The sequence below is a fragment of the Pedobacter sp. HDW13 genome (assembly GCF_011303555.1).
Taxonomy (GTDB): domain Bacteria; phylum Bacteroidota; class Bacteroidia; order Sphingobacteriales; family Sphingobacteriaceae; genus Pedobacter.
Genome location: NZ_CP049868.1, coordinates 5,698,010 through 5,723,682 on the forward strand (window position 1 = coordinate 5,698,010; position 25,673 = coordinate 5,723,682).

The 25,673-nt window shown below is 37.4% G+C and carries 22 protein-coding genes and 1 pseudogene; 10 read left to right on the forward strand and 13 right to left on the reverse strand.

All coding sequences use genetic code 11. The features are described from left to right. Positions 1 to 45 precede the first annotated feature (45 nt). On the forward strand, positions 46 to 999 hold the full coding sequence (locus tag G7074_RS23655; protein ID WP_124562435.1) for an MlaD family protein: 954 nt from the start codon (positions 46 to 48) through the stop codon (positions 997 to 999). A gap of 171 nt (positions 1,000 to 1,170) precedes the next feature. Here G7074_RS23655 and G7074_RS23660 read toward each other — a convergent pair whose 3' ends face one another. The 5 genes and pseudogenes from G7074_RS23660 to G7074_RS23680 all read right to left on the reverse strand — a co-directional run bounded on the left by G7074_RS23660 (position 1,171) and on the right by G7074_RS23680 (position 4,958). Continuing rightward, on the reverse strand, positions 1,171 to 2,076 hold the full coding sequence (locus tag G7074_RS23660) for a ribonuclease Z (protein ID WP_124562436.1): 906 nt from the start codon (positions 2,074 to 2,076) through the stop codon (positions 1,171 to 1,173). A 71-nt stretch (positions 2,077 to 2,147) separates the two neighbouring features. Beyond that, positions 2,148 to 2,525, reverse strand: a complete 378-nt coding sequence (locus G7074_RS23665) for an STAS domain-containing protein (protein ID WP_124562437.1) — start codon at positions 2,523 to 2,525, stop codon at positions 2,148 to 2,150. A gap of 44 nt (positions 2,526 to 2,569) precedes the next feature. Further along, positions 2,570 to 3,514, reverse strand: a complete 945-nt coding sequence (locus G7074_RS23670; RefSeq protein WP_124562438.1) for a phosphoribosylaminoimidazolesuccinocarboxamide synthase — start codon at positions 3,512 to 3,514, stop codon at positions 2,570 to 2,572. Positions 3,515 to 3,620: 106 nt separating this feature from the next. Then, complete coding sequence (locus tag G7074_RS23675; protein WP_124562439.1) at positions 3,621 to 3,899, reverse strand: hypothetical protein; 279 nt, start codon at positions 3,897 to 3,899, stop codon at positions 3,621 to 3,623. 100 nt (positions 3,900 to 3,999) lie between these two features. After that, positions 4,000 to 4,958 (reverse strand): annotated as a pseudogene (locus G7074_RS23680) (PhoH family protein). 103 nt (positions 4,959 to 5,061) lie between these two features. Here G7074_RS23680 and G7074_RS23685 point away from each other — a divergent pair. Both G7074_RS23685 and G7074_RS23690 read left to right on the forward strand, forming a co-directional pair. Beyond that, complete coding sequence (locus tag G7074_RS23685; RefSeq protein WP_124562441.1) at positions 5,062 to 5,850, forward strand: S-adenosyl-l-methionine hydroxide adenosyltransferase family protein; 789 nt, start codon at positions 5,062 to 5,064, stop codon at positions 5,848 to 5,850. 131 nt (positions 5,851 to 5,981) lie between these two features. Beyond that, positions 5,982 to 6,512: a hypothetical protein gene (locus G7074_RS23690; protein ID WP_124562442.1), complete on the forward strand. Its 531-nt coding sequence runs from the start codon at positions 5,982 to 5,984 to the stop codon at positions 6,510 to 6,512. Positions 6,513 to 6,685: 173 nt separating this feature from the next. On the opposite strand, the gene G7074_RS23695 is transcribed toward G7074_RS23690, so the two are convergent. From G7074_RS23695 to rpsO, 7 genes are all read right to left on the reverse strand, one after another. Continuing rightward, positions 6,686 to 7,636: a D-2-hydroxyacid dehydrogenase gene (locus G7074_RS23695; RefSeq protein ID WP_124562443.1), complete on the reverse strand. Its 951-nt coding sequence runs from the start codon at positions 7,634 to 7,636 to the stop codon at positions 6,686 to 6,688. Positions 7,637 to 7,705: 69 nt separating this feature from the next. Further along, on the reverse strand, positions 7,706 to 8,779 hold the full coding sequence (serC, locus tag G7074_RS23700) for a 3-phosphoserine/phosphohydroxythreonine transaminase (RefSeq protein ID WP_124562444.1): 1,074 nt from the start codon (positions 8,777 to 8,779) through the stop codon (positions 7,706 to 7,708). Positions 8,780 to 9,038: 259 nt separating this feature from the next. After that, positions 9,039 to 11,462 (reverse strand): TonB-dependent receptor, encoded by a 2,424-nt coding sequence (locus tag G7074_RS23705; protein WP_124562445.1) that lies wholly within the window; start codon positions 11,460 to 11,462, stop codon positions 9,039 to 9,041. A 99-nt stretch (positions 11,463 to 11,561) separates the two neighbouring features. After that, positions 11,562 to 12,233, reverse strand: a complete 672-nt coding sequence (gene rpe, locus G7074_RS23710) for a ribulose-phosphate 3-epimerase (RefSeq protein ID WP_124562446.1) — start codon at positions 12,231 to 12,233, stop codon at positions 11,562 to 11,564. 273 nt (positions 12,234 to 12,506) lie between these two features. Then, on the reverse strand, positions 12,507 to 13,586 hold the full coding sequence (locus G7074_RS23715) for a hypothetical protein (RefSeq protein WP_124562447.1): 1,080 nt from the start codon (positions 13,584 to 13,586) through the stop codon (positions 12,507 to 12,509). Between the two features lie 130 nt (positions 13,587 to 13,716). Continuing rightward, entirely contained in the window at positions 13,717 to 15,852 is a 2,136-nt protein-coding gene (gene pnp, locus G7074_RS23720) for a polyribonucleotide nucleotidyltransferase (protein ID WP_124562448.1), read from the reverse strand. Positions 15,853 to 16,027: 175 nt separating this feature from the next. Further along, on the reverse strand, positions 16,028 to 16,312 hold the full coding sequence (gene rpsO, locus G7074_RS23725; RefSeq protein ID WP_047797868.1) for a 30S ribosomal protein S15: 285 nt from the start codon (positions 16,310 to 16,312) through the stop codon (positions 16,028 to 16,030). A gap of 355 nt (positions 16,313 to 16,667) precedes the next feature. Between rpsO and G7074_RS23730 the strand changes: the two genes are divergently transcribed. The 5 genes from G7074_RS23730 to G7074_RS23750 all read left to right on the forward strand — a co-directional run bounded on the left by G7074_RS23730 (position 16,668) and on the right by G7074_RS23750 (position 22,225). Continuing rightward, on the forward strand, positions 16,668 to 17,066 hold the full coding sequence (locus G7074_RS23730; protein ID WP_124562449.1) for a hypothetical protein: 399 nt from the start codon (positions 16,668 to 16,670) through the stop codon (positions 17,064 to 17,066). A gap of 82 nt (positions 17,067 to 17,148) precedes the next feature. Continuing rightward, positions 17,149 to 17,568, forward strand: a complete 420-nt coding sequence (locus tag G7074_RS23735; protein WP_124562450.1) for a thioesterase family protein — start codon at positions 17,149 to 17,151, stop codon at positions 17,566 to 17,568. 268 nt (positions 17,569 to 17,836) lie between these two features. After that, on the forward strand, positions 17,837 to 19,261 hold the full coding sequence (locus G7074_RS23740; RefSeq protein ID WP_124562451.1) for an MATE family efflux transporter: 1,425 nt from the start codon (positions 17,837 to 17,839) through the stop codon (positions 19,259 to 19,261). A gap of 214 nt (positions 19,262 to 19,475) precedes the next feature. Further along, positions 19,476 to 21,263: a translation elongation factor 4 gene (lepA, locus tag G7074_RS23745; RefSeq protein WP_124562452.1), complete on the forward strand. Its 1,788-nt coding sequence runs from the start codon at positions 19,476 to 19,478 to the stop codon at positions 21,261 to 21,263. Between the two features lie 80 nt (positions 21,264 to 21,343). Continuing rightward, positions 21,344 to 22,225 (forward strand): bifunctional 5,10-methylenetetrahydrofolate dehydrogenase/5,10-methenyltetrahydrofolate cyclohydrolase, encoded by an 882-nt coding sequence (locus G7074_RS23750; protein ID WP_124562453.1) that lies wholly within the window; start codon positions 21,344 to 21,346, stop codon positions 22,223 to 22,225. Positions 22,226 to 22,626: 401 nt separating this feature from the next. On the opposite strand, the gene G7074_RS23755 is transcribed toward G7074_RS23750, so the two are convergent. Beyond that, positions 22,627 to 22,962 (reverse strand): Rieske 2Fe-2S domain-containing protein, encoded by a 336-nt coding sequence (locus G7074_RS23755; protein WP_124562454.1) that lies wholly within the window; start codon positions 22,960 to 22,962, stop codon positions 22,627 to 22,629. Positions 22,963 to 23,069: 107 nt separating this feature from the next. On the opposite strand from G7074_RS23755, the gene G7074_RS23760 reads away from it, so the two are divergent. Further along, entirely contained in the window at positions 23,070 to 23,693 is a 624-nt protein-coding gene (locus G7074_RS23760) for a 7-carboxy-7-deazaguanine synthase QueE (RefSeq protein WP_124562455.1), read from the forward strand. A 69-nt stretch (positions 23,694 to 23,762) separates the two neighbouring features. Then, the gene (locus tag G7074_RS23765) at positions 23,763 to 25,616 is read left to right on the forward strand and encodes an OmpA family protein (protein WP_240916394.1); all 1,854 of its coding nucleotides are present in this window, start codon (positions 23,763 to 23,765) and stop codon (positions 25,614 to 25,616) included. The last annotated feature ends 57 nt before the right edge of the window (positions 25,617 to 25,673 follow it).

Sequence of the window (25,673 nt, forward strand, 5' to 3'; positions counted from 1 at the left end):
AAGTTTAGATTGATAACAAAACTTGTAGCCATTAAAGAAACACTCATGAAGATTAAGAACGAAACCAAAGTAGGTATTTTAGCTGCATTTGCCATTGCTTTATTAATAATTGGATATAATTTTTTAAAAGGGAATTCTATCTTCTCAAACGAAACTACTTTATTTGCCAAATATACCAGAGTAGATGGTTTAACGGTATCTAAACCCATACTGATTAATGGTTACCAAATTGGCCGGGTGGCAAAACTCGAACTTCAAACCGATGGAACTATTATTGCCACTTTAAGTATAAACAGCAAATATGAAATTCCTGAAAACAGTATTGCACGTTTAGAAGGTACAGATTTATTGGGTAGCAAAGCAATTGTAATGTCGTTAGGTAATTCTAAAAAAATGGCCGAAGATGGTTACACTTTAAATGCAAATGTAGAAAAAGGACTAATGGAGCAGGTTCAGCCGGTACAAAAGAAAGCTGAATTGATTATTGGTAAAATGGATTCTATTTTAAGCAGTGTAAACTCAATCCTGAATCCTAACTTCCAAAAAAATGTTGACAAAAGCTTTAACAGTATTGCCGGTACTTTAGCTTCGTTAGAAACCACATCGAAAAAAGTAGATGGTTTAGTAGGATCTGAAAGTGCACGTATTGAAGCTATTTTTAAAAATGTTGAAGGTATTACAGCTAACCTGAACAACAATAACAAAAAGATTAGCGATATCTTAACTAACATTAACACCGTTACCGATAAATTTGCAGCAGCTAATTTTAAACAAACATTAGATAACGCCAACAATGCTATTGCCGATTTACAAAGTGTAATTTCAGGTATTAAAGATGGTAAAGGAAGTTTAGGTTTATTATTGAACGACAATAAAATGTACGAAAACTTAAACAACGCTTCTAAAAACCTGGATGCATTAATGATCGACTTAAAAGCCAATCCAAAGCGTTATGTTCACTTCTCTGTATTTGGAGGTGGTAACAAAAAAGACAAGTAATTATTTTTAATAAATTCGGAAGCCCTGGAGAAATTCAGGGCTTTTTTTGTGCTCAATTGGCGGAGAAATTTATGTTAACCATATAAGCATATAAGGCGATGTAAACTCAAATGTTTCTGACATGAATTATATGGTTAAATAATAGCAAATAGGTTAACACAGAATACCTTTTTAAAGCTGAAAAGTCCTCCCCTCTACTGCCAGCTCGGTATTATCAAAACCAGCCTGAGCCTCTTCGAAAAGCATTTGTAAAGTTTTGTAGCGTGATGAGAAATGGCCGATCAACAATTTCTTTGCGCCTATGGTTTTAGCAACCTCAGCAGCTTGTAGTGCAGTAGTATGATGTGTTTCTCTGGCCCTATCCAACAAATCGTGCATAAAGGTTGCCTCATGGTAAAGCGTATCGCAGCCCATTATTGTCGGAAAATAACTTTCATCAAATAAAGTATCCGAACAATAAGCGTATGCTCTGGGTGGATCGGCAGCTACAGTATAATCGGCACTGCGTAAAATTTCTCCGTTAGGCAGCTCAACATCCATTCCTTTCTTGAGGGAGGTATAATAAGCCATCGGAACGTTTTCTGCCTTATCCTTAATCAGTTTACGCTGCCTTTTCTTTTGCTGAAAAAGGAAACCTGTGGTAGGAATACGGTGATTTAAAACAATGGTTTTTACAATCAGATCGCTGTTTTCGAAAATCTGTTTCGGTTCATCTGCCTCAATCGGAAAAAACTCTATCGGATAGCGCAAAACCGTATCGGAATATTTAAACTGGATTTCGAGAATTTCGAGCAGTGGCTTTGGACCGAAAATTTGTATGGGCTTTATCCTGCCGTTTAAATGCAGACTGGAAAGCAAACCAATCAGCCCAAAGTAATGATCGCCATGTAAGTGGCTGATAAATATATAATCGATGCGGGCGGCTTTTAAATTAAATTTAGCCAGTTGTTGCTGGGTCCCTTCGCCACAATCAATTAAATAGCATTTTTCGTTACAATTTAAAAGCTGTGCCGATGGATTCCGGTTAAAAACAGGAGTTGCCGAACTGCTTCCTAAAATGGTAACTTCAAATTTCATAATGATGAGATATAAAAAGCCTCGTAGATTTTGAAAAACTACGAGGCTATAATATTATTGGATAATATAGATTATTTAGCGCCTCTGAATTCTTTTTCCAGTTCATCCATAAAGATGAAATCGGTTGCCTCTTCTAATGTATTAACAAACGTAACAGACTGAAATATGTTTGATAATTCTATAATTGTAGCAAGCTCATCGCTAATTCCAGTTACGATAAACAATCCTCCAGCTGCTTTGCAAAGCCTGTCGCCAACCAGTAAACAGCTCAAATCCTGTGCATCATTGCATTCAGTAACGTGGCTAAGATCAACAATTATATTTTTAAACCCTTCTGCATTAAGCAAATACAGTTCAGATTTTAAACCGGGGGCATTATCGTTTGTAAACCTGGTTTCTTCCAACCTTAAGCTTACATATTTATCGTGTTTATCTACTGAAAATTTCATCTCTCTAATCTTTATTGCACTAATGTATAAATTTCTTTCGGAAATTAAAGTGTTTCAAGTGCCTTTAAAACATTAGTTTCGATGCGGCTCGAAATGGCATCTGCATCTGCTTTCATAAAGGTCTCACCTACAATCTTTTCGTAAAGCTCGATATAACGCTCCGAAATGGAATTTACAATTTCCGGAGTCATTTCTGGTACCACCTGCCCATCTTTACCCTGAAAGCCGTTTTCGATTAACCATTTACGCACAAATTCTTTCGAAAGTTGCTTTTGTACTTCATTATTATCCTGACGTGCCTGGTATCCTTCTGCATAAAAATAACGTGATGAATCAGGTGTGTGGATTTCATCAATCAGATAAATTACGCCATCCGCCTTACCAAATTCATATTTCGTATCTACTAAAATTAATCCGCTTTTTGCAGCAATCTCAGTTCCACGCTTGTAAAGTGCATAAGTATATTGTTCTAATTTCTCGTAATCAGTTAAAGAAACAATTCCTTTGGCTAAAATATCTTCTTTCGAAATGTCTTCATCGTGACCAACAGCTGCTTTAGTAGTTGGGGTGATAATTGGTTGAGGCAATTTATCGTTCTCTTTTAAACCATCAGGTAAAGAAACACCACAAACTGAACGTTTACCTGCACTGTATTCGCGCCATGCGTGACCAGCTAAATAACCCCTGATTACCATTTCTACCTTAAAAGGCTCGCAAATACGACCAATGGTTACCATCGGATCTGGCACAGCTAAAACCCAGTTGGGCACAATATCCTGTGTGGCTGCTAAAAACTTAGCTGCGATCTGATTTAACACCTGTCCTTTGAATGGAATAGCCTCTGGCAAGACAACATCAAATGCAGAAATGCGATCTGACACCACCATTACCATAAACTGATCGGCTATAGTATACACATCGCGAACTTTACCTTTGTAAAAATTGCTCTGATTGGGGAAATTAAAATGGGTTTCTTTAAGTGCTTTCATGAGGCGGTAAAAATAGGAAAAAAGTCGGAAAGTCCGAAGACTGGGATCAGAAGTCCGAAGATATAATTTACTAAAAAAACAGCAGTTAATAAGCTACGGGTTTAGTTCATTTCAGCTTATTTAAAACCTCAATAAAGGTCTTTGTCAAAATGGTGCTGATATTTTCACTTTTCACTTGAAGCGTGATATGATTATTAATTTTAATCAACTGAAGCCTTCCTTTAAAAATGTGTGCCTCATCAATATTAACAAATTCGAACAGCTTTCTAAGCGTTTCCTTTTTACAAACCCATTCTTCATTGTTTTTCGAAATGATTAGACGAATGGTATGCGGCAGTTTCTCAAAAGAAAGTTTTAGGTTATTTTCTAAAAAGATACTTTCCATAATAATAATATTAGATGGATAATGTAAGACGGATAATGGTTTTTGAAGGCTTTAACATTTTCCATGCTACATTTTACATCATCCACCTTACATCACCCATTTACTGAATATCACCATAAGCTTTAAGAATATCTTTAACCAGTTTATGGCGAACTACATCTTCTCCGCTTAAATAAATAATATCAATACCTTTAATGTCTTCTAATATCCTTAAACCGTTAAACAAACCCGACATCTGTTTCTTTGGTAAATCTACCTGCGTAACATCACCGGTAACAATAAACTTAGCTGTTGGCCCCATACGGGTTAAAAACATTTTTAACTGCATATCGGTGGCGTTTTGAGCCTCATCCAATATTACAAAGCAATTATCTAAGGTACGGCCACGCATAAATGCTAAAGGAGCGATTTCTATCGTACGGTTTTCAATATAAAACTTCAGCTTTTCAGCAGGGATCATATCGTCCAACGCATCGTAAAGCGGACGTAAATACGGATCGATCTTTTCTTTTAAATCACCTGGAAGGAAGCCGAGGTTCTCTCCTGCTTCTACAGCCGGCCTGGTTAAAATGATACGCTTAATTTCTTTATTTTTCAGTGCCCTTACTGCTAAAGCAACTGCTGTATAGGTTTTTCCTGTTCCGGCAGGACCAATGGCAAATAAAATATCATTTTTAGCAATACTGCTCACCATTTTACGCTGATTAGCCGTTCTGGCTTTAACCAATAAGCCATTTGTACCGAAAACAATCACTTCTCCGCCTCCACCAGTTGGCTGTTCGACATCTTTTTTTGCCAGGTTTGTTGCTTTCGCTCCCAGTATCGATTCTACATCGTTATTGGTTAGCGAACTATATTTTTCGAGGTGAGCGACCAGCTGGTTAAACTTCTCCTCAAAAGACTTAAGTTCCTGTTCATCACCGAGAACCTTAATATCACTTCCCTCGCCACAAGTTTCAACTTCGCGAAAGCACCTTTAATCATTTCGTAATTCTCATTATTCGGCCCCCAAAAGTGAGCAGGATTTACGGTATCCAGAGTTAATTTTAATTCGTTCAAACTGTAGTATTTTAAAAAGTTATCGGGGTATATTAATTAAAATTTGAATATTTGCAGACGCTTAGGCCTGTACACAAGAATAAGCAATAATAATGAATTTTTAATGGGGATAATTACTTTAACAACAGATTTAGGTTCAAAAGATTTTTACCAGAGTGCACTAAAAGGTAGTCTGCTGAGTCTTATGCCTAATGTTAATTTAATTGATATTACCCACGATGTTCCTTCGTTCAATATTTCGTACGCAGCTTTCGTTTTAAAGAACGCTTATCCCTATTTCCCAAAAAATACGGTACACTTAATCGGCATCGATTCTGTGTATAGCGAAAACACTAAATACATTGCAGTAAAGCACCGTGATCATTATTTTGTAGGCGCCGATAATGGTATTTTCTCCCTCCTTTTTGATGAGCATCCGGAAGATGTGGTAGAGCTGAATATCATGCAGGATTTGAAGTATCTGCACTTTCCATTGGTTGATATTTTTGTAAAAGCTGCTACACACCTGGCTAAAGGGGGTAAGCTAAAAGATATCGGTTTACCTGTAGCAGAGATTGAGCAAAAGATGCTTTTACATCCTGTTATTGAGAAAGATGTGATTCGCGGAAGTGTAGTTTACATCGACACTTTTTGCAACGTAATTACCAATATTACAAAAGATCTTTTTACCCGTATACAGCAAAACCGCGATTTTACCCTGCATTTTAGAAAGAGCGAAACCATTACCCAATTGAGCTGGCATTACAATGAAGTACAGGAAGGCGAAAAACTTTGCCTATTTGGTATTAGTAACCACCTCGAAATTGCCATTAATAAAGGTAAAGCCAGTGGTTTGTTAGGCTTACACCTGGGCGACATTGTTAGAGTGGAGTTTCATTCGAAGGCTGGTTAAAAGGAGAAAGACCAAAGCCGAAAGCTTGATTAAGAATAAATGACGATCGCTATTAGTTGCAGATTGTGACGTTATTCATCTTCTCTTTTAGGAAAATAAAACAAGTTCACTCTTTTTCACGTTTATAGCACATGAAGAAATATTTTTACCTACTCTTTGCCCTCTTATTTAATCTTCAGCTTTTCGCTCAACAAGATACCACAGCTTATGCTGCCCAGCGCGCCAAAATAAATTCACTATTGGTCGAACGAAGTGCCAAATTTGGTCAGTACGACGAAAGCCTGAACCAGCGTACCGGGATTTTTGGCTGGCAAACCAAGCGTGATATTAAAAATTCCAACGAAATCCTGCGTCAGGTTGTACTAACAGATAATAATATTTTTACCGAGCTTAAGATATTGATGGACTACAAAGATCTTCAGAATCAACAGAAAATAGCTGTTTCTGATCATTCGGAAGAACGCATACAACGCTATATGCAAACCATTAAAAAATTACAGGATCAGAATGAGCAATTAAAGGTAGCTGCCGACAAAAGGGATAAAAGTAAAAACCTGGTTAATTACCTCGTGGTGTTTTTAATTTTGGTAATGGCCGGTGGTTTTTATTTTTTCAACAAAAAACTACAGCAATATAAAAAGTATGAAAAAAGCGCTATTTAAAGTCCTGGTTAAAATTAACAAGGTCATTTTGCCTAGTTTGTATAAGAAAGATCCTAATAAGCTAAACACATGGCAAAAAGCGATTTTAGGTTATCGTTATTGGGTATTAAAGAAGGCGTTAGATTAGATATCAGACCTTACAGATTTTTTAAACCTGCAAGGTCTGGTATTATTTATTTTTTAAAATGCTCGATAATCAATGTAGCCAATTCCGAACCAATACGCTCCTGAGCTTCATTTGTTGATGCACCAATGTGTGGTGTTAACGAGATTTTAGGGTGTGTTAAAATTTCAGCCAATGGTGTAGGCTCATTATCGAAAACATCTAAACCTGCAAAAGATACTTTACCAGAGTTTAATGCTTCAATTAAAGCAGGCTCATCTATTGTTCCACCACGTGAGCAGTTTACAATACCAACGCCTTTTTTCACTTTAGCAAATTCTTCAGCACCTAAAATCGGCTTATCAGCAAATGGTGTATGCAAGCTTAAGAAATCACTTCCGGTAATTACTTCATCCAAAGAAACGGTTTTAATTGGAATACTTACCGATTGACCGCCCTGAAAATCTAAAGTAATTTCAGTTTCGGTTGGATATAAATCGTAAGCTAAAACATTCATACCTAAACCTAAAGCAACTTTAGCAGTAGCACGGCCAATACGACCAAAACCGATAATACCAATGGTTTTCCCACTTAGTTCAGTTCCTTTTGCATAAGCTTTTTTAAGGTTATTGAACTGACTTGAACCTTCAACAGGCATTTTACGGTTAGCATCCTGTAAAAACCTGATACCGGTAAATAAGTGAGAAAATACCAGTTCGGCTACCGATAAAGAAGAAGCTGCAGGAGTATTTACAACTGCAATACCCTGACTACGTGCATATTCCACATCTATATTATCCATACCTACACCACCTCTACCAATTAATTTAATATTTGGTACAGCATCAATCAGCTCTTTTCTAACTTTTGTAGCACTACGAACTGTAATCGCATCATACTTTTTTAAAGCTTCAGCCAGTTGATCTTGTGCAATAGTTTCGGTATCAACCTGGAAACCTGCTTTTTCTAATAATTCTTTTCCGATCGGATCAATTCCGTCGTTTGCTAATATTTTAAACATTGTTACTTATGATTGCACCGATTAATAGTTTACATTGATAAATCTATTAATCGGTGGTTATAATTTATATTAATTCACCTTTGCCTGTTGTTCCTCAAATGCCTGCATGGCATCAATTAAAGCGTGTACGCTTGTAATTGGCAAAGCATTGTACATCGAAGCACGGAAACCACCAACACTTCTGTGGCCTTTAATACCAACAATACCTTGTTCTTCTGCATATTTCAGAAATGGTTTTTCCAGTTCGGCATTTTCCATTACGAAACAAATATTCATTTTAGAACGATCTTCAAGTGCACAAGTACCTTTGAATAAAGGATTACGATCAATCTCTCTGTAAAGTGCTTCGGCTTTTTGCTTGTTTTCTCTCTCGATTTCAGCAACACCGCCTTTTGATTTTAACCAACGCAGGTTTAATAAAGCAACGTAGATAGAGAAAACCGGTGGAGTATTGTACATCGAACCATTATCGATATGCGACTGATAGTTCAGCATTGATGGAATTTTACGGTCGATCTTGTTTAGAATCTCGTCCTTAACAATCACAATGGTTAATCCGGCCGGGCCCACATTTTTTTGTGCACCTGCATAAATTAAATCGAACTGAGAAACATCAATCACACGGCTCATGATATCAGACGACATGTCGCATACTACCGGAACAGTGGTTTTAGGTGTTTCGAAAAGCTCAGTACCGTAAATAGTATTGTTCGAAGTGTAGTGGAAATAAGCACTATCAGCCGGAATCTCGAAATCTTTCGGAATAAAGGTATAATTAGCATCTTTAGAAGAAGCCACTACATTTACATTGCCTACCAGTTTAGCTTCCTTTAAAGCCTTACTAGCCCAAACGCCAGAATCTAAATAGCTTGCAGTTTGTCCATCGCCCAACAAATTCATCGGCACCATTGCGAACTGTAAACTTGCACCACCCTGTAAAAATAAAACGGAATATCCCGATGGCACATTTAATAATTCCTTTACCAATTTATCAGCTTCTGCAACAACTGCCTCAAACTCGGTTGTTCTGTGCGAAATCTCTAAAATTGATAATCCATCGTTAAAATCTAAAACAGCCTGAGCTGCTTGTTTAAACACTTCTTGAGGTAAAATACAAGGGCCTGCGCCAAAATTATGCTTCATCTTATTATATAATGTTTTATGGGCGTAAATGTAAAATTTTTATAGCAGTTATGCCTATAAAATCGTACCATAAAAAATTAAATTTTGTTAAAAAAAAGACTAAAAATGATGTTTTTCTTGCAGTTTTTGCAATGAGGCTTCCAAGTAGTCAAATATGTTGAATTGATATGGTATGAAAGCTGTTTTTCTGATAGAAATGGCTCCACTTTTTAATCGGAAATACTTCTACTGCAACTTTTAGGGCAATGTAACCGACTGCTTAATTATTTTTCAATTTAACAATCAGTTTTAAATTAAATTGCCTCCCGGTTAAATAATTTGGAATGGCGTACTGAACATTATCTACATCCTTTAACCATAAATAAGAAACTGTATTATCGATATTGAGCAGGTTAAAAACTTCAAAAAACAGAATCACGGAACTGAAATTACGGTCTAAGAATTTTGGTTTATGCAAAGCAGTATCGTCCAGGAAATCTTTAGAAAAACCGATATCTACCCTTTTATAAGATGGAACAAAAAACTGATCCAAATATCTAGGTGTTTGTGTAGGGCCAATGGGCAGGCGTGAGCCATAGAGCGCATTTAAATGCACCTTATATGTAGGACTGTTCAACAACCGATCCTGAAAGAAAATAGAGAAATTTAACCGCTGATCTGTTGGCCGTTTTAGATAACCCGGATAAATGGTGGTTCCGTTTTGCACATAACTATCACCGATAATATCTTCATTGGCATGCATCACCGACATCCTGAAATACGAAACCAGGTCTTTCACAAACTCCCCTCCTATACTAAAATCGGCACCATAGGCATAGCCTTTTGATATTTCATTTGCGAGGTATTTTATCCTTAAATTATCAATTTTGTAAGGAATTAACCGGTCGGAATATTTAAAATAAGCTTCAGAAGTAAATTTTAAGCGTGTGCCGAAGGCATCAAAAGCGTATTCATAACCCAAAGAGGTATTGTAAGAACTTTGTGCTTTCTGATCGACATTTAAAACGCCCGAGAAATTGCGGATGGTACGGTATGATGGCGGTTGTTTGTAAACGCCAGCCGTAAACCTTAAAATTTTATTGTTAGAGTTAGGCCGGTAAGCAATCAGCATCCTCGGACTGATTAACAGTTGTTTACTTAAAGAACCGTAGGTCGCGCGTGCCCCCAACTGTAGCTCGGCCGAGCTGGAAAGCGAATAACTATCCTGAATATAGGCGCTGTAGTTTTTGATATCGAGGTTATTCTTAACGTTAATTACATTCTGCATTACAACATTTTTACCATTATTGGGCAAAATAAAACCTGCAGAATCGGTATAGTTATATTCATTCAATTTATCGTTATATGTAGATTGATCGAATTTAAATCCCCATGAAAAAACATGACTGTTAAAATTCTGATCAACCTTTATTTCTGATGCAAAAACCTGGGTATTTAAACTGTTTCGCCCATAATTATAATAACTTCCTATTCCTTTATTTTTACTAACAGGGCCAAAATTTTCGCCCGAAAAGTTATTGTCTACTTCCGCAAAAACGTAGCTTCCGTTAATATCGAAACGCTCACGCTCAATCGTATTAAAATAACTGTTTATAAATTTAACCACTAAATTTGGTCTCGGCGAATAAGCAGCAGTAACAGCACTACCAAAAGTCTGATAATCGTCTATCTCCTGCCCAGTATAATCTACATTTAACTTAAGTGTAGTGCTTAATGTTCCAAACTGCGTTTCGCGGTTGGTAGGTACCAGTTTAAATTGACCAATATTAAAATTACTCAAAAAACTGATGTTAAATTTAGGCGAAAAATCATACTGGTACAGCACTTGTGCATCAGCGTAATTGGGACTGTAACTCCCTTTTTCGTCCTGCTTAATTAGCACACTCGTATTATTCTTGTAACGTAAGCCAGCCAGTAAAAAACTGTGCTTAAATACTTGCTTTGTGCTTAAAGAAGTATTTAACAAACTGGTACTCAATATGGTCTGGTTACTATCGGGTTTATCGTATCTGATATCCAGAATAGATGAAAGCTTATCGCCATATTTGGCTTCAAAGCCACCAGCCGAGAACTTTGCTTTGCTGACCAGATCGGAATTGATAAAACTAAGTCCCTCCTGCTGCCCGTTGCGGATAAGTACAGGCCGGTTAATTTCTACATCATTGATGTAGATTAAATTTTCGTCAAAATTACCCCCACGAACGCTGTACTGTGCACTTAATTCATTATTGGTAGATACCCCAGGCAAGGTTTTGAGCATTGTTTCAAAATTACCCGAAACCAAAGGCATAGCGCCAATATCGGTAACATTTATGGTGGTGGCATTACTGAGCTGGTTTTGCTTATTGGTAATATTTACCTGCTCCAGTTCATTAATATTGGCTATTAAATTAACTTTTTGCAATATTCGCGCACCAGAACGTTCGTTAAATTTGATGGTTTGAGGCTGATAGCCCAAGAGGGAATATTTAATACTAAAGGATTTGGATTTTGAATAAATGGTATACACACCAAATTCATCGGTTACAGTTGATTGTGCCTGACCTAATACAATAACGGTAACTTGTGCCAGCGGCAGCTTTTCTTCATTTTGCACAATCCCCGAAACCCTAACCAGAGGTTGGGCGACAGCTAAACCGCAACCGGCAATTAAAAGAAGAAAGAGGAGCCGTAATTTGAGCATTTTTAGTATCAACAGGTATTTGCCAGGCAATAAAAAGTATTAGCATTTAAGTGCTAAAAAATTACTTATTATCATCAGAACAATTTAGCAATAAAACAATTAAATACTCACACTATTATGGGTTAATTGTTTCATCTCAGAAATAGTTACTGTAGGGCTTTCAGTCGCAAAAATTGCATTACCCGCTACAAAAGCATTCGCACCCGCCGATATCAGTGTAGCTATATTCTGCAAACCTACACCACCATCTACCTCAATAATTAAATCGTCGTTAATTCCTTTAATCAACGCTTTCAGATCCTGTATTTTTTTATAGGTATTGTGAATAAAAGCCTGACCGCCAAAACCGGGGTTAACAGACATAATCAGCACCAGATCCAGATCTTCAATTACATCCTGCAATAAAGTAACAGGTGTATGTGGGTTTAAGGCCACCCCGGCTTTACAGCCTGATGCCTTTATTAATTGAATACTACGGTGCAAGTGTGTACAGGCTTCGTAATGAACGGTAATGCGGTCTGCCCCTGCCTGAGCAAAATCCTGAATGTATTTATCAGGTTCCACAATCATTAAATGAACATCCAAAGGTTTTGTTGCATGTTTTTTAACAGCACCCATAACCGGAAAGCCAAAAGATATATTGGGTACAAAAACGCCATCCATCACATCAACATGGAACCAATCGGCTTCACTGTTGTTAATCATTTCAATATCACGCTGCAAATTGCCAAAATCGGCAGAAAGTATGGATGGGGCTATAATGTATTTCATATTTTGGTATTAATCCTTTCAATAATGCGAATAAATCGCTTTTATATTGTATCTGCAAAGTCTAAAAGCAATCGTCACCCTGAATTTATTTCAGGGTCTTAATAACAGGTAAGATGCTGAAATAAATTCAGCATGACGAATTGGTAAGAATTTCCTTTTTCATAGCAATACTGCAAGTTACAAAAGAACCATGAAAGTTTTTAGTGAGAAACATTCAAGTTCTCATTTCATATGAAAGAAAAATTTCTATTTGTCAGCTTAAAAATATATTATTTACTTAGAATCCCTGTCCCTTTCGTGTTTTTTAACTGTATTTAAATAAGTTAGAATTAATTTTCTTTTTTCATTATCTCTCATCTTGTTCTTTAACAGATCGTAAAAAACGTTTATGTATAGCAGTTCATTATCCTCAACATAATAAGTTAAAATTTGTGGTTTTGTAATCTTTGAATTTTCGTAAGCTCCTTTTAGTGTTTTACTCTTTTCATCCCAGCTATACTTTACAATGGTAGAATCGTTTAACAAATAATTTAAGTCCGGGTAATCATTATTCTTCCATTCATTAAAGCCATGGGAGTAAACCATTTTTAACATCAAAGGATTGGTCTTCAGCTTGATTGACTCCAGCCATTTTTGACGCGATCCCAAAGCACCTGTGGTATTCCCATTAGACAATTCATTCAATACAGGGATGAAACGGTTATTATAATATTTGTAGAAATACAAATTATTCCACCAAATCCCCGAGCCGGTGATATAATCTTCCCTGTAATAAATTATGGTTTTGCCATCTGCATCTTTATAATGATTAAGCTCAAGGCCATAATAATTATATATCGCTTTTTTTGCTAATAACGAATCGCCATTAAAGAAATAAAGATTAGTTCTTCCCCGGACCCGATCTTCATTAAAAGAAATTGCAAACTCCTTTTTATTTCTACTCCCTTTACCAAAAGCATAAAATTTAACCGGAATATTTTTTTCACCCAGATAAATACTGTCGAGTTCTATTTTACCAAAGATTTTTTCAGCTTGATCAATCTTTATTGATCTCTGTTTAATAGCTGTTTTTAATGTACTATATTCTAATTTATTTAACTTCCGGTTAATTTGTTGAATAGCTAAAAACACAGAATCGGCATAAAAAGAAGTTTTTTTCACCAATGAATCAGTTGAAAGCCTTCCAACACTATCCATAAAGGCAATCAAGCTTTTTTCGCTGAAATTAGCTGATTTGTTTTCTAAGGTTCTCGATGTATTTTTTTTATTGGTGTTGCCTTTTGATTTATGCTCTTGTTGGTTGCAAGCCATAATCAAAACTGAAAATAACAAAAGTAGTGCGGTATTCTTCATAATAGAGAAGCGATTTAGAACTCAATAAATCTAAGAAAAACGTTTCACATAAAACAAAAAACCCTTTCAGCTAACTGAAAGGGTTTTCGTTATTGAGATGCTGAAACAAGTTCAGCATTACGTTCACCTATTAAGCTTTTGGTGCAGCTGGTTTTTCAGGTCTTGGTAATAAAACCTTACGGGAAAGTTTCATTTTACCTTGTTTATCGATGTCTAACAATTTAACCTCGATTTTATCACCTTCTTTTAACACACCATCCATGGTTTCTAAACGTTCCCACGAAATTTCAGAGATGTGTAATAAACCATCTTTACCTGGCATTACTTCAACAAATGCTCCGAAAGGCATAATTGATTTTACTTTACCTTGGTAAATTTCGCCAATTTCTGGTTTAGCTACAATGTTACGGATACGGGTAACTGCTGCATCAATTGATGCTTTATTATCAGCAAATACCTCAACAATACCTTTTCCATCAACTTCTTCGATAGAGATTGATGCACCGGTTTCGCGTTGCATTTCCTGAATAATTTTACCTCCAGGGCCGATAATTGCACCAATAAATTCTTTATCGATAGTTAAAGAAACAATACGTGGAGCATGTGGTTTGTAATCCTCATTCGGCTGGCTGATGGTTTTCTTCATCTCGTTTAAGATGTGTAAACGACCATCTTTAGCCTGCAATAAAGCTTTTGTTAAAACCTCGTACGATAAACCATTGATTTTTAAGTCCATTTGACAAGCAACGATACCATTTTCAGTACCAGTTACTTTAAAGTCCATATCACCTAAATGATCTTCGTCACCTAAAATATCAGAAAGGATTGCATATTTACCAGTTTTCTCATCGGTAATTAAACCCATTGCAATACCCGAAACCGGAGATTTGATTTTAATACCAGCATCCATTAGCGCTAATGTACCAGCACACACAGTTGCCATTGATGATGAACCGTTTGATTCTAAAATATCAGATACAACACGGATGGTATAAGGATTTGCCTCACCTTGTGGCAATACTTTTTTCAAAGAGCGTTGTGCTAATGCACCGTGACCAATTTCGCGGCGACCTGCACCTCTGTTTGGTCTTACCTCACCAGTTGAAAAACCAGGGAAGTTATAGTGCAATAAGAATTTTTGGTAACCATTAAAGAAAGCACCATCAATCATTTGCTCATCATCTTTGCTACCTAAAGTAACTGAAGTTAAAGATTGAGTCTCGCCACGTGTAAATACAGCCGAACCGTGAGCAGCAGGTAAATAACCAACTTCACTCCAGATAGGACGAATTTCAGTAGTTTTACGACCGTCTAAACGAATACCTTCATCTAACAATAAATTTCTAATCGCATCGTACTGTACATCATGATAGTAATGTTTTGCCATTGCTTTAGTTAAATCAGCAGTATCTTCTGGCATTGCTTCGAAGAATTCGTTAATAATTGCTGTGAAACCAACTTTACGCTCATCTTTGTTCGAGCCAGATTTAGCTAATGCATAAACTTTATCGTAAGTATCGGCGTAAACTTTTGCTTTTAAATCAGCATCGTGATCTTCGTGGCTATATTCGCGTTTTACAGTTTTACCTGTAGCCTCTGTTAATTCAACCTGGATAGCACATTGTTTTTTAATTGCATCGTGTGCAAATTTCAATGCTTCAACCATTTCATCTTCCTGAATTTCATCGCACTCACCCTCAACCATACCGATATCGTTAGCCGAACCAGCAACCATAAACTCTAAAGTTGCACGCTCTAAATCACTGGCATATGGATTGATTACCAATTTACCATCGATTTTAGCAACACGTACTTCAGAAATCGGACCATTGAAAGGAATATCTGAAACTGATAATGCAGCCGATGCAGCTAAACCAGCTAAGCAATCAGGCATAATATTTTTATCAGCAGAAATTAATGAAATCATCACTTGAGTATCAGAGTGATAATCTGAAGGGAACATTGGACGCAAAGCCCTGTCAACCAAACGAGAGATTAAAACCTCGTAATCAGATAATCTTGCCTCACGACGTAAAAAGCCTCCTGGGATACGGCCTGTTGCTGCATATTTCTCCTGATAATCAACCGATAAAGGTAAAAAATCAGTACCTGGTTTAGCGCCCACTGTTGATACTACTGTTGCTAACAACATGGTATCGCCCATTTTTACTACAACCGAACCGTCAGCCTGTTTAGCCAGTTTACCAGTTTCAATTTCTACAATTCTGCCATCGCCCAAGTCGAACGATTTTTTTATTACATTCATTTAAATAGAATTATGGTGTGTTTTCCTCTTTCTACACACCGTTGTTTATATATGTTTTTGTTTTTGCAAACGAAGATAGAATTAAAAAATCTATCTATGATAATCCCCGTCATTTTTTTTTGAGGTAAAGTAAAAAGCCATTCCCTAAAGAATGGCTTTTCTGATAAACTTGCGCTTATTTTTGTTTAATGATATCACGCAACTGAAGAGTTTTGATGATAGCACGATAGCGCTCAATATCTTTTTTGTATAGGTAAGCCAAAATACCGCGGCGTTTACCTACCAATTTTTGAAGTGACAACTGTGTAGAGAAATCTTTACGATTTTTCTTTAAGTGTTCTGTTAAGTGCGCAATACGGTATGTGAATAACGCTACCTGACCTTCTGCAGAACCAGTGTTGGTTTCTACTTCGCCGTGTTGTTTAAAGATTTCGGCTTTCTTTTCTGGACTTAAATACATTTCTTGAATAATATTAAAGCAATAAAAATTAATTAATTGTGGCGCAAAGATAAAGTTATTTTTGGTTAAAAGCAAATGACAGTATGGATACTTTTTCAGCCCTTAATACCTTGATTATTAGCTTAAATATTTAATAGTTAATAAGAATGAATCCTAGAGTTTTTCTATTTTAGAACTTAGATACCATTAATACCAAGAGATGCGGAAACCGAAAGTTAGCAAAGAACCCAAATTATCATTAAACACCATTGTTGGAGTGTGCGCAGTTGTAACAAGTATTTGCGCAATAATTATAACACTATACCAAACCAGATTACAACGAATTCAGCAATATGCATCAGTAAAACCGCTGTTAATGAGCTATTCCAATAGCTTTTCTGATAAAATAAACACTAACGATCAATCTTATCATTACGAACTTCTGATTGCAAATCAAGGTTTAGGGCCGGCAATTGTATCTGATTATGCATTTTATTATAAGTCAAAACCCTATCAAAACATAGCCGATATTCTTAAACAAATAAAAACCGACCACAAACTGGATTCAACAAAAGCTGTACTGCTTACTAATTTATGGAAAAATGAAGTGCTACCAGTTGGAGAAAAATTAAGTTTAATCAAAATAGATGATGAACGTCTGGGGCCATTGGTCGAAAAGTCTGATATTAAAATAATGGTTCAATATGAATCGCTTTATGGGCAACAGTGGAGGTTTATGAGTAATGATAAATCCGGGCCGAAAGAAGTTGAATAACTTTTTCTTTTGAAAAGCTGTAACAAAAACTTTAAAAACGGCTTTAAAGTAAATACCTTACTTTTGCAGAAAACATTTACCCTTGGAAAAGAATCAATACAGCATCTTCGAAAGCGAATTACGTGTCCGTCCGGATGATATAGACATGTTCAACCACGTGCACAACAGTAAATATTTAGATTATGTGCTGGCTGCCCGTTACGAACAGATGGAAAGGTTTTACGGAATGCCTTGGGAACATTTTACCAAACTAGGGTTAGGCTGGGTGGTAAGCCGTGTTGATATCAATTTTAAACGCCCTCTATTGATGAACGACTTGATGCTGATCCGTACCGGAATTTTAACCATGCACGAAAAAGGTTGCTCGGTGCAGTTCGAAATCATCAATAAAAAAACCGGCAAGGTAGCTTCGGATGGCATTTTTGACTACGTATTGATTGACCTGAATACCAACAGAGGCTCTAAGGTTACTGAAGAGATGATCAAAGCTTACAGTATTTAAGGGCGATTACACAGATAAGAGTACTGAAAAAATAATCCGTGAGTTCCGTGCCTCCGTGGCAAATTAACCATCAACTAAAATAATCGTCCTCAAAATTTGACGTTTAGAATTTTTCTTTATCTTTGATCTATCAAAAAGACCAGAGCCATGATAGTATCTGCAATCCGTTTGAGGTTCTAAACACCGAGGATTCCCTCCGATTTTAATTTTAGGTATATACGCGTAATGCGTATCATTTGGTTTATTCATTACATTTTAACTTTATTATATGTCACAGTCCATAAAGACAAAGGGCAAACTATCTTCTTTTTTCGAGCTGCTCGTGCAAGCTATAAAAGGTCACGAGGTCGATTTAACAGCTATCAGTATAAAAAGGGCCATTATTTTACTGGCCATCCCTATGATGCTGGAAATGGCTATGGAATCTGTTTTCGCGCTGGTTGATTTATATTTTGTTGGCCATTTGGAAAATAGTAGTAACGCTATACAAACCGTTGGCTTAACAGAATCTGTTTTAACTATTATTTATTCGCTCGCTATTGGTTTAAGTATGGCTGCCACAGCAGTTGTAGCCCGCAGAATAGGTGAGAAAAATCCCGAAGCTGCTTCAAAAGCAGGTATGCAAACTATTTTAATTGCCGTAAGCGTTAATCTCATTATCAGTATTTTAGGCTTAATTTATGCCCGCGATATTTTATTACTGATGGGCGCAAGTACGGTAACCGCCGATCATGGTACTCCTTTCGTACGCATTATGATGGGTGGTAGTCTTATTATTGTATTGCTGTTCTTAATTAATGGTATTTTCAGAGGTGCCGGAAATGCCGCCATTGCCATGCGAAGTTTATGGATCGCAAACATTGCAAATATTATCCTCTGCCCTATTTTCATCAACGGTTTTGGCCCGATACCTGCATTTGGTTTAACCGGCGCAGCCATTGCAACAACCATTGGCCGAGGTTTGGGTGTAACTTACCAGGTTTACAATCTTTTTAATGGTAAGAATGCATTAAAAATTATCATTAGTAATTTTATTCCCGATTGGGAGCAGATTAAGGCTATTGTAAAAATTGCCGTTCCTGGTATTTTGCAGTTTAGTATAGGTTCATGCAGTTATATTTTTCTTACAAGATTAGTTGCAACAACCGGAGGGCCAGATGGTTCGGCAGGATTTCAAACAGCTTTGAGATTAATGATGTTTTCTATATTGCCTGCATGGGGGCTTAGCAATGCTTCTGCGGCTCTTGTTGGGCAGAATCTAGGTGCTGGTCATTTAGATAGAGCTGAGAAATCAGTCTTTATAACAATGAAGTATATGGTCGGTTTTATGGCAATAATAAGTATACTTTCTCTGACATGCGGAAATTTATTTGCAGCGTTTTTTACATCAGATAAAAAGGTAATTGAAATCGCAAGTTATGCATTAAAAACACTAAGTATTGGCTTCATCATTTATGGATTGGGAATGGTACTTACTAGTGCATTTAATGGTGCCGGCGATACCTGGACACCTACAAAAATAAACGTTTTTGCCTTTTGGCTGTTTCAGATTCCCTTCGCTTACTTTTTGACCAGGTTTTTAGAGCTGGGCCCAACCGGAGTATTTATAGCTATACCAACCGCCGAAGCAGGAATTGCTGTAGCCGCTTACATCCTGTTTAAAAAAGGTAAATGGAAGAAAACGGTTGTTTAAACACTATAAGAAATTAAGATGAGGCTATATCATAAATTAAATATAAATTATCAATCCAGAGTCTGTCGGAAAACCATGAATAAATGCCTTCCATAGTATTTTGATGTGTTTAACCAGATAAAATTGAAGTAATTTTATAACTAATGATACAGCCTCTCCTATCTTCCATTTTCCCCCTTACAATTTCCATTAAAAAGCATATCTTTGCGCAAAGATGAAGCATATACGTAATTTTTGCATTATTGCACATATCGACCATGGTAAAAGTACCCTGGCTGATAGGTTATTAGAATATACAGCGACGATTTCGCAGCGTGAAGCGCAGGCGCAATTGCTCGATAATATGGATTTAGAGCGTGAGAGAGGCATCACCATTAAAAGTCATGCCATACAAATGAACTATAAAGTTGGTGATATTGAATATAATTTCAACCTAATCGATACACCCGGACACGTAGATTTTTCATACGAAGTTTCGCGTTCTATTGCTGCCTGCGAAGGTGCGCTACTTATTGTAGATGCATCGCAAGGTATACAGGCCCAAACCATTTCTAACTTATATCTTGCTTTAGAGCACGATCTGGAAATTATTCCGATTTTAAATAAAATGGATTTACCGGGCGCAATGCCAGAAGAGGTAAAAGACCAGATTATTGATCTGATTGGCTGTAAACGTGAAGATATTATTCCTGCATCGGGTAAAACCGGAATGGGGATTCCTGATATTATCCAGGCAATTGTTGATCGTGTTCCAGCACCAGTTGGCGATCCGGAAGCACCTTTGCAAGCTTTAATCTTCGACTCCGTTTTCAACTCATTCAGGGGAATTATTGCTTACTACAAAGTAGTAAACGGAGAAATTAAAAAAGGTGATAAAGTAAAGTTCATCAATACTGGCAAAGAATACTTAGCTGACGAAGTTGGTATTTTAAAGTTAGATATGGCGCCACGTAATGTGGTTAAAACCGGAGATGTAGGCTACATTATTTCAGGAATTAAAGAAGCAAGAGAAGTAAAAGTTGGGGATACGATTACGACTACTGCAAGACCATCATTAGATGCCATTCAAGGATTTGAAGAGGTAAAACCAATGGTTTTTGCCGGTATTTATCCTGTTGATACCGATGAATTTGAAGAACTTCGTGAGGCCATGCACAAATTGCAGCTTAACGATGCCTCAATCGTTTTCGAACCTGAAAGCTCTGCAGCTTTGGGCTTTGGTTTCCGTTGCGGTTTCTTAGGCATGCTGCATATGGAGATTATCCAGGAACGTTTGGAGCGTGAATTCGATATGACGGTAATAACAACCGTTCCCAACGTATCTTACGTTGCGCATACTACCAAAGGCGACGAAATTTTTGTAAATAATCCATCTGATCTACCTGACCCAAGTAAATTGGATTCGGTTGAAGAACCTTATATCAAAGCCAATATCATTACTAAAGCTGATTTTGTTGGCCCTGTGATGTCACTTTGTATTCAGAAAAGAGGAACAATTGTAAATCAATCATACTTAACATCGGATCGTGTAGAATTGGTTTTCGAAATGCCAATGGGCGAAATTGTATTCGATTTTTATGATAAACTGAAAACAATTTCTAAAGGTTATGCATCCTTCGATTATCATCAGGTTGGTTACCGCAAATCTGATTTGGTTCGTTTAGATATGTTAATTAATGATGAACCTGTTGATGCTTTATCATCATTGATCCACCGTAGCAATGCTTACGATTTCGGAAAAAAAATCTGCGAGAAATTAAAGGAACTGATCCCACGTCAGCAGTTTGAAATTAAAATTCAGGCTTCTATCGGTGCCAAAGTTATTGCCCGTGAAACATTAAGTGCTTTGCGTAAAGATGTAACCGCCAAGTGTTATGGTGGTGATATTTCCCGTAAACGTAAGTTATTGGAGAAACAGAAAAAAGGTAAAAAACGTATGCGTCAGGTGGGTAACGTAGAGATTCCGCAAACGGCATTTATGGCAGTTTTGAAATTAGACTAAAAATAGAATCAAGTGTAAAGTATCAAGTTGCAAGCAACTGAAATCTTGATACTTTATACTTGCTACCCCGATATTTAAACATGAAACTATTAGACGGTAAATACGTATCAGAAAAAGTTAAAGTTCAGATTGCCGAAGAAGCAGCTGAGTTTTTGAATAAAACAGGGCGCAAGCCACATTTAGTTGCTATTTTAGTAGGTAACGATGGTGGCAGCGAAACTTATGTAGCGAGCAAGATGAAAAATTGTGAGAAGGTAGGTTTTAAATCTTCACTTCACCGTTATGATAACTCGGTTACAGAAGCAGAATTGCTGGCTAAAATTGAGGAAATTAACCAGGATGAAGATGTAGATGGCTTAATTGTACAATTGCCATTGCCAAAACACATCGACCCTGAAAAAGTTACTGAAAAGATCGATCACCGCAAAGATGTAGATGGTTTCCATCCGGTAAACCTGGGCAGAATGATGCGTAATTTACCATGCTTTATTCCGGCAACGCCTTACGGTATTTTGCTAATGTTACAGGAATACAATATCGATACAACCGGTAAACATTGTGTTGTGGTTGGCCGCAGTAATATTGTGGGCAGTCCTATGAGTATTTTAATGGCCCGAAATGCAAATCCTGGAAACTGTACTGTAACACTTACCCACTCGCGCACCAAAGATCTAAAAGAACAGGTTTTACAGGCCGATATCGTAATAGCTGCTATTGGTAAAAAGAACTTTGTTACAGCCGATATGGTTAAGCCGGGCGCCATTATTATCGATGTGGGCATTAACCGAGAAAATTCTTCGGAAACTAAATCAGGCTTTAAACTATATGGTGATGTTGACTTTGATAATGTTGCACCAATATCATCGTACATTACCCCGGTACCAGGCGGCGTAGGCTTAATGACCATTGTGGGTTTATTGAAAAATACTCTGGCATCAGCAAGGAAAGAGATTTATTCTTAAAGGTAGAAGGTTATAAGGTGGAGGACTCAACGTCCAAAAAATATAGAAAAGCGGTTCATTGTTGGATCGCTTTTTTTGTTTAGCGATATGCGATTGGTGATTAGCGTTTGATGATTACTTCCCTATTTGTACTGTACTCTAATAGAAAGGCGACCTGATTAAAATGTTATTCTCACATAAAAGATCCTGAAACAAGTTCAGAATGACGTATCTCACTGGTTCGTTATTGCGATAATGAATGAACTTATGGTTAGTAAACTATTGATAAATTGAGCATAAGCGGCCGCTAGGAACAATTAACCCATAAAACAGGGAGTTGGGTGTTGTGAGTTTGGAGTTTGGAGTCAGTTAACCTATTTAAACAATTAACCAGTTAACCTACTAATGAACAAGTGAACCAATTAACCCCACAACTTGCTCCACCAGCTTTCTTCAAAGCCAATGTACAAGCCATCCTCCCGCAATTCGGTTGGATAGATGCGAATGTAATCTCCCTGCCCTTCTGCTCCTCTTCCGGTTTCGAGGCTGTACTCATAACGGTGAATGGGACAAATTAAATGCCCGTTTTTACACCAGCCCCCGCTAAAATGTCCGCCTGCATGTGGACAATGTGATTGGGTAGCGATAAGCTTGTCTTCATTATTGATTACACAGATCTGTTTGCCACCAATCGAAATGGTTTTAATGTCGTCGGCTGGTGGAATCTGATTGTTATTTAAGGCTTTAAACCACTTCATACAGCTAAAATACGGCAAATAAATATCAGTATTATTTCATCTTTCTATTAAATTTCGAAATAGGAACTGCTTCCCCATATTTTTTTAAGATATTTGCATCCTCAAAAATGAAACAAGACATTCCAGAAGACGGCACATTACTTCCTTTAATGGAAGAATTTTACACCATACAGGGCGAAGGATTTAACACTGGCAAAGCGGCATATTTTATCCGTTTGGGCGGTTGCGATGTGGGTTGCCACTGGTGCGATGTTAAAGAAAGCTGGGATGCCGAAATGCACCCGCTAACCGCTTCGGATGTTATTGTAGAAAATGCCGACCGCTTTCCGGGTAAAGCCGTTGTAATTACCGGTGGTGAGCCTTTAATTTACAACCTCGATTACCTGACCAATAAGCTGAAAGAAAGAGGCATACTAACCTTTATTGAAACCTCTGGTGCCTACCCGCTATCTGGCAACTGGGACTGGATCTGTTTATCGCCCAAAAAATTTAAAGCACCAAGGCCAGACATTACCCCTTTTGCCAACGAGCTGAAAGTAATCGTTTTCAATAAAAGCGATTTTAAATGGGCAGAAGAATATGCCGCAATGGTATCGCCGGGCTGTAAGCTTTATCTCCAGCCCGAATGGTCAAAATCCAAGGAAATTACACCAATGATTATCGACTATGTGATGGCCAATCCGAAGTGGGAAATTTCTTTACAAACACACAAATTTTTAAATATTCCTTAAAAACGATACATTAGCTTTATAACCAAATGTTAATGTATGAGGTTTTGTCTGTTCCTATGTTTTAGTTTTTTGAGCTTTTGTGCATTTGCGCAAGGCTCGGGCAATAAAAAAGCACAAAATTCTTTTGAGAACGCAGGTGCCGCAATCCAAAAGCAGGATTTCGCAGGTGCTGAACAGTTACTGAAAAATGCCGTTGAAAGCGATCCGCTATTCCAGAATGCCTATATTGTTCTGGCTGGGGTTTACAAAATCCAACGGAAATATCTCGAAGCTAAAGGCGCTTATCAAAAAGCCATACTTGTTAATAAAAGCGTAAAACCTGAGGTTATTTTTGGCCTGGCAGAAACTGAGTTTGCTACACAGGATTATACTAAGGCAAAACAAGATTTCGACACCTTTTTGGCCCTCGATGCTTCATCTGAACGTGCTAAAAAAGCAAAGAAATACTTACTGGATTGCGATTTCGCTATTTCAGCAGTTAAAAAACCGGTAAAATATATACCAACCAATCTCGGTGAAGGGGTGAATACAACAGATGCCGAGTATTTCCCTGCGTTGACTGCAGATGGCGAAACCTTAATATTTACCCGACAGGTTAATGGCAACGAAGATTTCTGGACTTCACAATTCAAAAATAATACCTGGACTAAAGCTACGCCCTTATCGGCCAAAATAAATACCGAACGCTATAACGAAGGTGCACAAACCATTTCACCTGATGGCAAATACCTTTTTTTTACGGGCTGTAACCGCCCTGACGGATTGGGCAGATGCGACATTTATGTTTCGCACCGTGAAGGCAAAGACTGGGGCGAGCCTTACAATGTAGGTAAGCCTGTAAACTCCGAATATTGGGAGTCGCAACCTGCCATTAGCCCTGATGGTAGAACCTTGTATTTCATCAGCAACCGACCTGGTGGTTCTGGTGGTTACGATATATGGAAAAGCACCATTACTGATGACGCTAAGTGGGGGCCTGCAGTGAACCTTGGTCCGGATATTAATACCGCATATGATGAAAATACACCTTTCTTACATGTAGATGGAAAAACCCTCTATTTTTCATCAGACGGATGGCCGGGTTTTGGCAACAAGGATATTTACTACAGCCGCATGGATGACAGCGGAAAATGGCAGAAACCATTTAATATTGGCTACCCCATTAATTCGTTCGATGATGAGAGTGGTTTAGTTGTAAGTGCCGACGGAAACTTTGGTTTGTTTTCGTCGAATTTAAAGAACGGCTTTGGTGCGCAAGACATTTACAGTTTTGGGATTCCGGAGCAAGCCAGGCCGGCAAAAATTACCTATGTTAAAGGCGTAGTAAGAGATAAGGACACTAAAAAAACCATTGAAAGTAACGTTCAGGTAATCGATCTTAAAACCAATAAGACCGTTTTTGATGACTACACCGATCCTGAAACGGGCGAATTTCTCGCGGTAATGCCCATAGGGAGCGACTATTTGTTTAACGTAAACGCTGAAGGTTACCTGTTTTATTCAGAAAATTTCGAACTAAAAGCAGCTGATATTAGCAAACCCTACCAGATAGCGGTAGAGATTGAAAAAATAAAACAGGGCGGTAACGTAACCCTTCGCAATATATTTTTCGACACCAATAAATTTAACCTGCTGCCTGCTTCTATCCGCGAGCTCGATTTATTAATTGAGTTCCTGCATCAAAATGAATCGGTTAACATCGAAATTCAAGGACATACTGATAATGTTGGCGATGATAAGCTGAATGAGAAATTATCGTTTAATCGGGCAAATGCAGTGTACGATTACCTGATTAAAAACCAGATTGATACCAAAAGGCTTACTTTTAAAGGCTTGGGTGCAAGCAAGCCAATTGCTGATAATAAAACTGAACTGGGCAGAAAAAATAACAGGAGAACCTCTTTCGTGATTACGAAGGTTTAATATTTTAAGTTGTGATTCTGAATGTAGTGAAGAATCTCCCTCAAATGAAAACACATC